11 protein-coding genes are annotated in these 11749 nt (G+C 49.3%); 7 read left to right on the top strand and 4 right to left on the bottom strand.

Going from position 1 to position 11749, the window contains the following annotated elements; all coding sequences use genetic code 11:
• Positions 1-51: 51 nt before the first annotated feature.
• Positions 52-948 carry a tetratricopeptide repeat protein gene (locus tag AACQ84_RS13325; protein WP_049761662.1) on the bottom strand — a complete coding sequence of 299 codons (897 nt, stop codon included), beginning with the start codon at positions 946-948 and terminating at the stop codon, positions 52-54.
• A gap of 298 nt (positions 949-1246) precedes the next feature.
• On the opposite strand from AACQ84_RS13325, the gene AACQ84_RS13320 reads away from it, so the two are divergent.
• Positions 1247-2047, top strand: a complete 801-nt coding sequence (locus AACQ84_RS13320) for a hypothetical protein (protein WP_198161479.1) — start codon at positions 1247-1249, stop codon at positions 2045-2047.
• 18 nt (positions 2048-2065) lie between these two features.
• Here AACQ84_RS13320 and AACQ84_RS13315 read toward each other — a convergent pair whose 3' ends face one another.
• A complete protein-coding gene (locus tag AACQ84_RS13315) occupies positions 2066-6358 on the bottom strand; it encodes a PAS domain-containing sensor histidine kinase (RefSeq protein ID WP_012308239.1) in 4293 nt (1430 codons plus the stop codon).
• A 111-nt stretch (positions 6359-6469) separates the two neighbouring features.
• Here AACQ84_RS13315 and AACQ84_RS13310 point away from each other — a divergent pair, with 111 nt between their 5' ends.
• The 4 genes from AACQ84_RS13310 to AACQ84_RS13295 are packed head-to-tail and all read left to right on the top strand — an operon-like array spanning position 6470 to position 8651.
• Positions 6470-7252 (top strand): peroxiredoxin-like family protein, encoded by a 783-nt coding sequence (locus AACQ84_RS13310; RefSeq protein ID WP_012308238.1) that lies wholly within the window; start codon positions 6470-6472, stop codon positions 7250-7252.
• Complete coding sequence (locus tag AACQ84_RS13305; protein ID WP_012308237.1) at positions 7253-8164, top strand: o-succinylbenzoate synthase; 912 nt, start codon at positions 7253-7255, stop codon at positions 8162-8164.
• Between the two features lie 42 nt (positions 8165-8206).
• On the top strand, positions 8207-8410 hold the full coding sequence (locus AACQ84_RS13300; protein ID WP_143589402.1) for a hypothetical protein: 204 nt from the start codon (positions 8207-8209) through the stop codon (positions 8408-8410).
• Positions 8391-8651, top strand: a complete 261-nt coding sequence (locus tag AACQ84_RS13295) for a type II toxin-antitoxin system RelE family toxin (protein ID WP_012308235.1) — start codon at positions 8391-8393, stop codon at positions 8649-8651. The genes AACQ84_RS13300 and AACQ84_RS13295 overlap by 20 nt, the downstream gene beginning before the upstream one ends.
• Before the next feature lie 28 nt (positions 8652-8679).
• On the opposite strand, the gene AACQ84_RS13290 is transcribed toward AACQ84_RS13295, so the two are convergent.
• Positions 8680-9333 (bottom strand): hypothetical protein, encoded by a 654-nt coding sequence (locus tag AACQ84_RS13290; protein WP_012308234.1) that lies wholly within the window; start codon positions 9331-9333, stop codon positions 8680-8682.
• A gap of 126 nt (positions 9334-9459) precedes the next feature.
• On the opposite strand from AACQ84_RS13290, the gene AACQ84_RS13285 reads away from it, so the two are divergent.
• Both AACQ84_RS13285 and AACQ84_RS13280 read left to right on the top strand, forming a co-directional pair.
• Complete coding sequence (locus tag AACQ84_RS13285) at positions 9460-10659, top strand: Coenzyme F420 hydrogenase/dehydrogenase, beta subunit C-terminal domain (RefSeq protein ID WP_012308233.1); 1200 nt, start codon at positions 9460-9462, stop codon at positions 10657-10659.
• Between the two features lie 84 nt (positions 10660-10743).
• Entirely contained in the window at positions 10744-11202 is a 459-nt protein-coding gene (locus AACQ84_RS13280; RefSeq protein WP_012308232.1) for an SRPBCC family protein, read from the top strand.
• A gap of 36 nt (positions 11203-11238) precedes the next feature.
• Here AACQ84_RS13280 and AACQ84_RS13275 read toward each other — a convergent pair whose 3' ends face one another.
• On the bottom strand, positions 11239-11532 hold the full coding sequence (locus AACQ84_RS13275; protein ID WP_143589401.1) for a hypothetical protein: 294 nt from the start codon (positions 11530-11532) through the stop codon (positions 11239-11241).
• Positions 11533-11749: the final 217 nt, after the last annotated feature.

Below are 11749 nucleotides of genomic sequence, written 5' to 3'. Positions count from 1 at the left end.
TTTGGGGGAAAGATTTTCAAGCCGCCATTATAGGCGATCGCCCCAGGGAAATTATTCCGTTGCCTCTGCTTCTGGGTCGGTTTCGGTGGGGACGGCTTCGAGGGCCTTAAGATCTGCGGCACTGAGTACGGCCATTTCCTTAATTTGGTCTTTGTAGGTGGCGGGGGCGAGGTTGATCGCGGTCATGAAAAAGGGTTTCGCGGCGGCTTCATTCCCTTGATTTTTTAAGACCATGGCTTTGGCGAGGACTGGCCGAAAGTCTGTTTTATTCACTGTGGCGGCTTGGTCATAGATGGCGATCGCCTCCCCGAAGCGTTTTTGGGCGACGTAAATTTGCCCCAGCATCAGTTGGATAGATGTCACTTTTTCTGGATCAATGTCAATGGTTTCGTCTTCTGTTAATTGCCCCATGTCCTTGAGGGTGGTTTGGAGCAGTTCAATTGCCCCCTCTGGCCGATTTTGTACCAGGAGCAGATCCACCATGCCCTGGAGAGCGTTGATGTGGGTCGGATCTGTCAACAGCACTTTTTTGTAAGTGGCCGCCGCTCCTTCGTAATCCTTGGCCTCCTGTTCCACCTGGCCCAGCAGGACGAGGTAATCGGGATTATCACGGTGGATTTGTGCCAGACCATCGAGGGCAGTGGCCGTTTTTTCTAAATCATTAAGCTTGAGGCTGGTATCCAAGAGACCCCGCAGCGCTTTCTCGTTATTGGGTTCTTTTTCTAACCAGATTTCATAACTTTGTTGGTCTTTTTCGAGGAGGGCGATCGCCGGATCTGGGGTTGTTGCGGGTTGCACCTTGGCCGCTGCTGCCGTTTGCCGGGCCAACATCCACTGGTCGAAGCGGGGCATCACCAAAAGTCCCCCTGCCAGTAGAAATAAAAGCCCGGAAAGACCATAGACCCAGGGGCGGGGACGATAGTATTTTTCGATAATGTGACTCGCCATGGCTATAGATAGTGGGGAAAACTAGAGGGATAAAAACCAGACCCAAAAGACCGAAAAAGTCAGAAGGTTGGCAAAATTTTATCTAAATTTTACTGATTTATCACCTCTGACACCCCATTGAGTACAATAGGCAGGCGCTAAACGTCTTCGTCCGTCCTATATGATCGAAGGCAGAATGCTAATTTTTATCGTGATGGCGATCGCCTACCGATGATGTTGATGTCTGATAGTTGACTATCTGGTATCGAAAACGATCTGTATTTTTTGTTAGCCCACCTAGAAAGCATTGGATAAGCCCGTGTCTGAATCTAACCATCATCTATCGTCTCCACCAGCGCCGAATCCCCATGAGGACCAGACGACCTCCCAAAAACTACGGCAACATCCCATTCCCCCCGCGAGCCATCCCCGTCAATATCGGGCCATTGGCATTGTGCGCGGCAAATATACCCCCGAAGATCCAGAGCAAATTAGTAAGGGGGCGATCGCCACAGCAGATGGCACCATCGAAGCCGTTTTATTAGGTCGTGTGATTAGCCTGATCAAAAATCACATTGACCTCAACCAAGAGCACGTTTGGGTCGTCTATCCCCGCACCCGCCAGGATGATAACCATCTCCACCTCCAGATTCTCGGCATTTGGGAGCCCGAAAACCTTGATGATCCAGAGGCCCTCACGGAGTCTATTCCCACCAGTGACCAAGTCGAAGACGGCTATTTTTCCATTCGCGGCCAGGTGGTTTTCTATGATGCCGAATCCAAAAAAGTCATCGTTAAAATTCGCCAATCCCCGAAGAAGCAAGGGGACAAGCCCAAGTTTTTCAAGATTCAACTGATCGGTGCTCTGCCGGATCGCCCCGTTAACCATTTCTACGATCTCCAGGCGAAGCTCCTCGATAATATGCTGATGATTCAAACCTGCGAAGATATTGGCTATATCAGCAGTCGTCGCAAAGGCCCCAAGCCAGGCGGAAAACCCTTTAACCGCGACAAGAGCAAGCCCAGACCCATCGCCGATCATCACGCCAGTGATAGCCATGGGGCAACTGCTAGAGCGAGACCGGTGCCCCGACCCAAACCAAAGGATAGTGAGGGCTAAATCACGGTCGTTTTTAGGCTAACTTCCAGTTTCCCCCTTTGATGAAGAGAAGTCATTGGGGGTTCTTTGTTGGCTGAGTTTGGCTAGGGTATCAAAGGCGAATTTTTGCACTAGGATTTCTAGGGCCCGGGCGATCGCCGTTGCCTGGGGCGGCAGTTGATCAATGAGGGCTTTGAGGTGTTGGGCCCTGGCCGCGAGGGCGGCTTGGTGAAAGGCCGTTAACCATTCAGGGGGAAATTTTTGTAAGGCCTCTGGTGTTAAGGCTGGGAGTTGTTCATCCCGTGCTTGGGGAGGATAGAGGGCCAGGTGCATCGGGTTGGCCGGGGTCGCCCCCGTGAGCTCAAAGGAAAAACAAGAACCGACTCCCGGCTGGCTACTGACGACGATTTCACCGCCCATGAGGTTGACAAATTTTTGGCTGAGAGCCAAGCCCAAACCACTGCCTTGACCCATGCGATCGCCCGCTTCTAATTTCACAAAATTATCAAAGAGTCTGGTGAAATCTGTTTCAGCAATGCCAATCCCTGTATCTGTGACGCTAAACCGGAGACGGAGGGGATTTTGCGCTAGGGTTTTGACCGTCAGTTGAACGCAGCCACTGTCGGTAAATTTGAGGGCGTTATTCAAAAGATGGAGCAGCACGGAGTGGAGTTTTGCTTGGTCGGCGTTGATATAGCGGGGCACCTGTTCGTCCCAATGGATATCAAGCTGGATATTTTTGTGCTGGATTTCGAGGGCGTACATTTGGGCGAGATCATCCAGAAGATCATGGAGATTAAAGAGGTTGGGGTTTAGTTGTAGGGTGCCCTTTTCAAATTTCGCCAGGTTAAGAATATCGTTGAGCAACGCAAGGAGATGCTTCCCCGACCGATGAATGATGCTGAGGTATTCCTGGTGATCCGTCGAGAGGTCTGGCGATCGCTCCATAATTTGGGTAAAGCCTAAGACCGCATTCAGGGGGGTTCTTAGTTCGTGGCTCATGCTTGTGAGAAACTGATTTTTGGCATGGTTCGCAGCCTCCGCCAATTCCTTCGCCAGTTCGAGTTGCTTATTGGCCTGCTGCCGCTGGTAATAGTTGTAGATTAAGTTCCCGGCGATCGCCAAAATATCCGCATCTTCCTTTGACCACAGCAGATGATCTACCGCTGTCGAAGAGCAAGCAATGTAACCCCAGGGTTGCCCGGTCGCATCCTGAATCGGCACCCACAATACCGCCTTAAGATCTAAGTAAGCGACCAATGTCTGTTCCGGTTTTGCCGTTTCCGGGAGGGGATGTTGGCGATCAAAGAGAATGACTTTTTGTTGCTGCCAATGGTCTAACCACCAAGGATAGGCACTGAGATCGATGGTGTTAAAGTTTTCGTCGAGGTCGAGGTGAGGGCCAGCATGCCAACTCACAAGGCGCTCGACAGAGTTGGCCTCCATTTGGCTGATCATCACCGAAACGCGGTCTGCCTGGAAAGTACGCCCCAGTAACGCTAAAACTTTCTCTAAATTCAGCTCAGCTTCAACGACCATTAGATGGGACATCTCAGCCAGCATGGTTTCGAGCTTGAGGCGATGGCGGAGCACCTCATCAAAGTTTTTTCGCTCCGTAATATCTAGGGCAAAACCATCAATAACTAGATCGCCACCATCGACCGCATGGATATTAAAGGAGCAGTCGTAGAACCAGTGCCAATTTCCAGTAGCATCCCGGATCCGATATTCCAGCTCAAAGTTTTTCCCGGTGTGTAAGGTTTGGAGGACTTGATCGACATCGACGACATCTTCTGGGTGGATCGACCGGTGCCAGAGTTCCGGTTCATCTAGCAAGCGTTGCACTTCATAGCCAAGGATCTGCTCCACCTGGGAAGAATAAAACAAACCACCCCGTTGGGGCGAATATTGGTAGATGATCGCGGGGATGCCATCAACCATTTTTTGATAGCGATGCTGGCTTTCAACGAGAGCGATTGCCGCCTGTTTGTATTCACTAATGTCTTCGATAATGGTCAAAAGATATTCTGGTTGGCCCTGGTCATCGTAAATATAAGAGCAAATCACCTTCACCCAAATAAAATGTCCCAGGCGGTGACGGTAACGCTTTTCTAAAACAGCACTGGCCGCTTGGTGGCGGTCGAGCTTTGCCCGTGCCTCATGACAGATACAAATATCTTCAGGGTGGGTGAGTTCTTGCCAGGTGAACTGCTGTAATTCTGCTTCACTGTAGCCGCAGATCTCACAGAAGGCTTGATTGACCAGAGAGAAATGATTGGTGCGGTCGATTTGCACAATCCCCAGGGCAGCCTGGTCGAAGATTGTTCGTAGGCGCGCTTCCTGGGATTGTAGTTTGAGTTCTGCTTCTTTGCGTTCAGTAACATCGGTCATGACCCCCACATGGCGCAACAGTTGCTGAGTGTTTGGGTCGTAGATTTTGAAAGAGCGGGCATAGATCCAACGCACAACCCCATCGGGGCGGACAATCCGGTATTCTTCGTCGAAGTTTTGGCCCTGCTGCATTTGGGCGATCGCCCGTTGGATTTGCCCTTCGTGGTCTGGGTGTACTGCTGCTAGCCAAGATGTGCCGTCATCAAGGAGACTTTGACAGCTAAGGCCCCAAATTTTTTCGTAATTCGGACTAACATAAATCACTTCGGTGGGGTCAGGGGAATTGATCCAGAACGCTTCGTCGATATGCTCAACCAGTTCACGGAAGCGCGTTTCACTTTTTTGCAGGGCATTGAGGGTCTGCTGCATTTTCGTAATATCTTGAACGGCTCCCCATAGAAAACTGGGTTGTCCCTGCTTATCCAGCTTTAGCTCATGATAGTCCTTGAGATAACGCACTTCGCCGTCGGGCGTAATAATGCGATATTCAGAACTTGGGAGAGATTGACCGGTAAAGATATTTTCAATATTGGTGCGAATGCGATCGCGGTCGTCGGGGTGCACCCGCTCAAAAAAGGTTTCCGCATTGGGTTGAATTTCACCGGGGGCAAAGCCAAAGATTTGAAATGTTTCTGGAGACCAGTAGGTTTGATTTGCCTGGACATCCCATTCCCAAACGCCAATCTGGGCGATCGCCTGGGCTTGGGCAAGGCGGGCTTGACTCGCGGCAAGGGCTTGGGTGCGTTGCTCGATGAGATCTTCGAGGTGGGTTTGATAACGGTTAACCTGTTGGGCTAGGTGATTACGGGCGGTCACATCCGTCAAGACGACTAATAGCCGAGAGTGATGGTTTGTTTGTTCGCAGACAGCCGCCAACTCCACTTCTAGAATGTCGCCATTTTTCTTGATGAACTGATAGGCATCATCTTCTACGGAGCCTTGGGTCGTTAAGGTGAGCAGGAGGATTTGTTGGGCTTTCTGGCGGGAAACTGGTGTCAAAAAATCAGTTACATTGCAGCCAATAACTTGCCGCCGTTCATAACCCAGCACCTGCAACCAACGATCGCTAACCGCAAGGATTTGCCCCGTTGCATCCATCGAATGCAACATTGCCGGCGTTTTTTCGTAATAGTGGATGGCCTGTTGGTTTAATTCGAGGGCGATCGCCTTTTTCTCGGAGATATCAATGATCACCCCATCGAGCCACAGCAAATTTCCCTGGTCATCAAAGACCCCTTGCCCCCGTTCATCGACCCATCGCACTGTCCCATCACGATGTTTGAGGCGATATTCAAAGGCGAAGGGCTTTTTCTCCTGTACTTTTCGCTCAACGATTTGGCGCACAAAGGCCCGGTCATTGGGGTGGATTAGGCTCGCATAATGGCGATCGCCCCCTGGGAGAAAATCCGCAGCAGGATAACCCACCAATTGTTCAATGGTTTCACTGAAGTAAATCCCGTGCCATTCCGCCGTGTTTAAACAGCGATACACGGTGCCCGGAATATTTTGAATCAATGTTTGGAGGCGATCGCCTTGGAAATCACCTAAAGGTGCAGGCGAAAGTGTCCCCTGGCCATGGCCCAACATCGTCCGTAGGGCAACCCGCAGCGTATGGACCAGCAGCGGCCCCGTCAGTTCAGACCACAAAAAACAATCCAAAACCCCAAGGCGTAACATTTCATCCTGTAGCGCCACCTCATCCGCCAACCCAATCCAAGGCCACCGTTGCAGCACTTCAGCATGGTCAATCAGATAAGGCAGTGGTGCATCGCTGAGATAAAGATTATGGCGGCCCAAACTTTGCAGGGCAGACTCCGTCGTCAAATCAAGCCAAACCAGTTGTAAATCTTCAGCCTGTTCCCCTACCAAAAGCGTTTGCAGCCGTTGGTAAACGCTGATATCCGTTGATAAAACCGCAACACTATAATGAGTAGCAACCATAGGGCGACAGGCACTGTAGCATTTTTAAAAGAAATCTGTTTATCCTGACGAAGGTGAGGCTATGGCTCCATAGCAACCCTTGTTCTCTATCCTAAATGTTTCCCAATAACCGTGGATTATCTTCAGTTTTTTCAACACACAGAACGGCAGCGGGTGAGCGATGGTCAACTGACACCGTTGGTACCGTCTGGTTTGACTCGACCCCTTATGGTGCTGATCCTATCCCAACTCGGCGATTTTGACAGTCTTGAGTATGCTTGGTGGCTCCAAAAAGATGCTGATCTCTGTCGCCGGGTAGATTATGTCGCGGTGGGCATTGGCGATCGCCGTTCCGGTCAAAAATTTTGTGACTACACGGGTTTCCCGGCCGAGAAATTATTCATCGATCCCAAGGCAACGATTCATCAAGAACTGGGCCTATATCGCGGTTTAACCTGGAAAATTCCCGGACTCAACGCAGGCCAAAATGCCTGGGTGAATCTGATGCTGATGTGTGCTGGCATTGGCAGTCCGGGCACCCTCAAGGAAGTTTTGCGGGGTTATACAGGGGATAAAAAAGCGCCCCAACTGTTTGCCGATGATGAAGTCGTTAAAGCGGCTCCTTTACCAGCCCTAAAAGGAGAATTTTTTGCGGCGGCTGGCGGGAAGGGTTTTCAGCGGCCCTTAGAATTGGCGACCCTCCGCCTGCGGAATATGGCCGAAGTCCTGGGGAATTGGTCTACCTATGTGCCCGATGCCCAGTACATGACCCAAAGAGGAGCGACATTCTTATTTGATGCCGATGGTGCGTTGCAATATGAACACTGCGACCAAAATATTTTAGGGTTTGCGGCGAATATGAGTCGGCCTTTGACCTTCCTGGAAAATCTTCCTGATGTGCAGCGGGTCGCGTAGGTGAATTATCGGTTTCGCTTTGCCCCCTATCAGCGCCCCTTTAAAACGCCTTTGCAAACTCACCATGGTCTGTGGACGGTGCGGGAGGGAATTATTCTTTCCCTGCGAGATGAAAGGGGACGGATTACTCAGGGGGAAATTGTGCCTTTGCCGTGGTTTGGGACAGAAACCCTAGAGGAGGCGATCGCCTTTTGTGCTGCCTTTGGGGGAAACATTACCAGTGAGCAAATTGCGGCAATTCCTGATGCTTTACCAGCTTGTCAATTCGGTTTTGAAACGGCTCAACTTAACCTTGCCAGTACCGAAAATTTAGTATCCTTACCCCCTACAAAATTCTGTCAGTTAATCCGGCGATCGCCCACCCTGTTCCAAGATCTACAAACTTTACTACAACAAGGATTTCGCACCTTTAAACTGAAAATTGCCCTGGATATACCCGCAACAGAAATCGCCCTCTGTCAGCAGATCCTCGAAACCTTGCCCGCTGATGGTCGGTTGCGCCTCGATGCCAATGGCGGTTTAACCCTAGAACAAGTGAAACAATGGTTAGATTGGGGCGAATCTCAAGCAAAACTAGAATTTATCGAGCAGCCCTTAGCTCCTGCGCATTTTTCGAATTTATTGCAGTTAAATGCCGAATTTCAGACCCAAATTGCCCTCGATGAGTCCGTTTCCCAGGTCGCTTCTTTAGAACATTGTTATGCCCAGGGTTGGCGCGGTGTCTTTGTGATCAAATTGGCGATCGCCGGCTTTCCGTCCCGTCTTCAAGATGTCTGTCAAACTAAAAAGCTGGATTTTGTACTCTCTACTGTTTTTGAAACGGCAGTCGGCCAACGGGCACTTTTAAATTTTTCTCAGGATTTTGTCCAGTCCCGACGAGCCTTGGGTATGGGCGGCACCCAGTGGATTTGATGTTACGATGCTGAATATCCGTTTCCAACACCTGTAATGATTATGAATATTGCAGATTTGCATCCGAAATATGTCACAGATTCAAGCGGGAAACAAACAGAAGTCATTTTACCCATCCGAGAATTTGAAGCACTCCTCGAAGAACTTGAAGATCTCACTATCGTCATTCAGCGGCAACAGGAAGGAACCACAGAACATCAAGTATTTATCGAAGAATTAAAAGCTGATGGACTCCTACCAAATTAGCTGGAAAGCTTCAGCAAAAAAAGAACTCCGAAAAATTCAGCCTCAGATTATTCCAAAAATCATTGAAGTCGTTGAATCTTTAGCGGCTGATCCTTATCCTAATGGTTGTAAAAAAATGGCTGGAATGTCTTCAACTTATCGTATCCGCAAAGGCAAATACCGCATTATTTATTCTGTCTTAAAAAATGCATTAATCATTGAAATTATTCGTGTTGGTCATCGCCAAAATATTTATGAATAAGTAGAAACGACTCTTTGTTGATAAAAACTTAGGCGATCGCCTCTGGTTCGAGTTCAATCTGGTGGGCTTGGCAAAACTGATAAATCTCTTGTTTGGCTCGTTTTGCCCGTTCAACCTGAAGACGGTGTTTAAACTGCCGATTGATATCTGCCAAAATATTTTCGGTGATGGTTTGTTTTGGCTGGAGTTGAGCGATAATCGTTGCTCCGAGACCTTTGTGCCAAGTCGTTTGCTGGGAAGATAGGGGCAAACCATGGAGGATATAGTTCGCAAAATGTTCACAGTTATGGAGAGCGATGTTGTAGCGGGCTGTCTCGACAAACTGTTGCACTCGCGTTACCTGCGTTTGGGTAATTTTGACTTGGCCCCGCAACTCGATGCCCTTTGGCCCCCACCCCAGGGAATTAGATAAACCCGGTGTTTCACTGAGAAAGTAGTGATCGGCTAAGCCCCCAAGAACAGCAATACTTTCTTTGAACACGGACAATTGATTTTCAGGCACCAATTCAAAATAGTCCACTAAGATTAAGGCCTGGTTGAGCTGGCCCAACAATCGTTCCATTGCCCGTTGAATCGCTAAATCTGGATTAGGGGCGATCGCCTTTTCCCAGAAGCCCTCACAGGTTACTGTCGCCTGGGTCAAGTTGTTAATAATTGACTTGGTTTGAATCTCCATGGTCATCCGCTTGATTTTTGGTCTTCAATCATCCTGACGGCGATCGCGTTACAGTTCGTCACAAAAGCTCCCTTTTCGGTAATCCTTTCCATTACGCTGACAAATACTGTTCTTTGATCGACTCTGCTGCCCATGACTGCCCAAATTCCCGCCCACAAGAAAGCGAAAGGTTTACCCCGGGGAAGTGTTCGTCCGGCCAAGGCCCTGTGTAGTGACTGTGGCCTCTGTGACACCCATTTTATCCACTATGTCAAAGAAGCCTGTGCTTTTCTAAACCAGCAGTTTGACAAGCTCGAAACCAAAGTCCATGGCCGCAAGCGGGATCTAGACCAAGAGCAGGAAATGTATTTTGGCGTGCATCAAAAAATGGTGGCTGCCCGGAAAACGGAACCCATCGAAGGGGCGCAGTGGACGGGGATTGTCAGTTCCCTCGCCTGCAAAATGCTCGAAGAAAAACTGGTAGAAGGCGTGGTCTGTGTGCAGAGTTCCCCTGATGATCGTTTTCAGCCGATGCCGATCATCGCCACTACCCCAGAGGAAATCCTCGCCGCCCGGGTCAACAAGCCAACCCTCTCGCCCAATTTGACGATCCTAGAGCAGATTGAACAGGGGGGATTTAAGAAACTATTGGTGATCGGTGTGGGTTGCCAGATCCAAGCTTTGCGGGCAGTACAGGATAAATTGGGCCTCGAAAAACTTTATGTTTTGGGTTTGCCCTGTGTGGATAATGTCACTCGCGCGGGTTTGCAGAAATTCCTCGATACCACCAGTCGCTCCCCGGAAACAGTGGTCTACTACGAGTTCATGCAGGATTTTAAGGTGCATTTTAAGCATGAGGATGGTTCGACGGAAACAGTCCCCTTCTTTGGCTTAAAAACCAATCAACTGAAGGATGTGTTTGCACCGTCTTGTATGAGTTGCTTTGACTATACCAACGGTTTAGCGGATCTCGTAGTGGGTTATATGGGCGCTCCCTTCGGTTGGCAGTGGATGGTCGTGCGCAACGAAACAGGCCAGGAAATGTTTGATCTCGTCGCCGATCAAATTGAAACGCAGCCGGTTAGTTCTAAAGGCGATCGCCGCGCCGCTGTGCAAAATAGTATTCCTGCTTACGATAAGGGCGTTACTCTACCAATGTGGGCCGCGAAACTGATGGGAATTGTGATCGAAAAGATTGGCCCGAAGGGTTTAGAGTACGCAAAATTTTCCATTGATTCTCACTTTACGCGGAACTATCTCTATACCCGCCGCAATTACCCAGGCAAGCTGGAAGCCCATGTGCCAGAGTTTGCGAAAAAAATCGTCGCCCAGTACGAACTGCCTAAAGACTAGGGGCTATTTCCCCCTCCAGAAGCGGTACCAATTCATTCGGGAATTCTGTTACAGTGAGGGGGATGTTTGGTTTTATAAAGTTTTATGTCAGGTTGGCTAGAGCACAGCGTACAGGTAGAAGTTGACGCCCCCATCGATCTCGTTTGGGAACTCTGGTCAGATCTCGAACAAATGCCCCAGTGGATGAAATGGATTGATTCTGTCGCCATCCTCAAGGACGACCCAGATCTGTCCCGCTGGAAATTGGCCAGTGGTTCCTTTGAATTTACCTGGCTCTCTCGGATCACAAAGGTTGTTAAGCACCAAATTATTCAGTGGGAATCCGTTGATGGCCTGCCGAATCGGGGGGCGATCCGTTTCTATGACCGCCATGGCAAAACGATTGTTCGCCTCAGCATTGCCTATGATATCCCTGGTATTTTGGGACAGGTTATGGATAATCTCTTCTTAGGCCGGGTCGTGGAATCAACCATTCAAGCCGATCTCCACCGTTTCCGAGACTATGTTAAAAATCTTCAGGAACAATCGCCCACCTCTGTCTAGATCCCTGGGGTGTGTCATCAATTCAGCCAGATGTAGCTATGGGTTTTGCAAGAAAGTTGTGATTCGATCTGCAACTTGGTGCTGAGCGGCACAGGATTGGTAGGACATTAGCCGCGATCGCCCACCTGACTTCAAGCAGACATTGGTGCTACAAGGCCGCCCTCGGCGCACATTTCGGATTACGGTTACAGTGTCGATGTCGTTGATGGAGTAGATGAGGGACTGCTGCTGACCTAAACTATTGCGACGAAGAATGTTTAGCTGTGCTGCGGTGCGGTCTATTAAGCAGGCGTAGGGAATTTTTTCTAAAAAGCAATAAACTGCGACCACTATTGACAGTACTAGAAAAAAAAGACTTTCGCCCCCTCCTGCCATCAGCACTAATCCTAGGGAAAGTAACGCCGTAATTACAAATACGATTCCTAAGAGGGGATTTATAAAGTAAATCTTAAGCGGTTATATCTACCGCGAAGTAATGGTCTTAAGCGATGTAGGACGCTTGATCTACATGGCGACGAATGAAGCCAAATCCCTTATCCAGTCTTGA

It is taken from the genome of Picosynechococcus sp. PCC 7002 (genome assembly GCF_963860125.1).
In the GTDB taxonomy this organism is placed as follows: domain Bacteria; phylum Cyanobacteriota; class Cyanobacteriia; order Cyanobacteriales; family MRBY01; genus MRBY01.
This window is presented reverse-complemented; position numbering and strand designations above follow the sequence as displayed.